Below are 423 nucleotides of genomic sequence, written 5' to 3' on the forward strand. Positions count from 1 at the left end.
CTCTTAGACCTCGCCAGAGCTTCAATATTCCCTATATCAACATTGGATCAATGCAATCACCCAAAATCATGTCAGCGGGTGCCGGCGCTGCCAAGGATGCTGCTGCTGTGTTGGGCACGTCGTCTGCACCAACTCTGGCAAGCTGATCGTAAGAAAGGCCAAACTCGAAGTCCGCCAGTGCATCATCTCCAGATGTCATATAGTGGGGTGGTTCGGCATCCCAACAACCGAGCTCAGTGGAAACGGGAGGTGGCGACGCTCCCATGTCTTGCCCATTTGCGGTATAGTCCGCGCCATGTATCGCAGGCTGTGGGGTAGTCGTCTCGACCCTATCTTCGCGGCCTTCTTGCTTATTTGACAAGGTAGGAGCGTTATTAAATTTGAGCATCTTGTCAAGTTTGTCAGGGAACATCTCCACTACAT

Annotated in this window: 1 protein-coding gene; it reads right to left on the reverse strand. The window is 52.0% G+C overall.

Annotated elements, in window-relative coordinates; genetic code table 11:
- Positions 1-31 precede the first annotated feature (31 nt).
- A partial coding sequence (locus JHD73_RS29300) for a hypothetical protein (protein ID WP_233177211.1) occupies positions 32-423 on the reverse strand: 392 nt, incomplete at its 5' end.

It is taken from the genome of Ralstonia sp. ASV6 (genome assembly GCF_016429285.1).
Lineage (GTDB): Bacteria > Pseudomonadota > Gammaproteobacteria > Burkholderiales > Burkholderiaceae > Ralstonia > Ralstonia flaminis.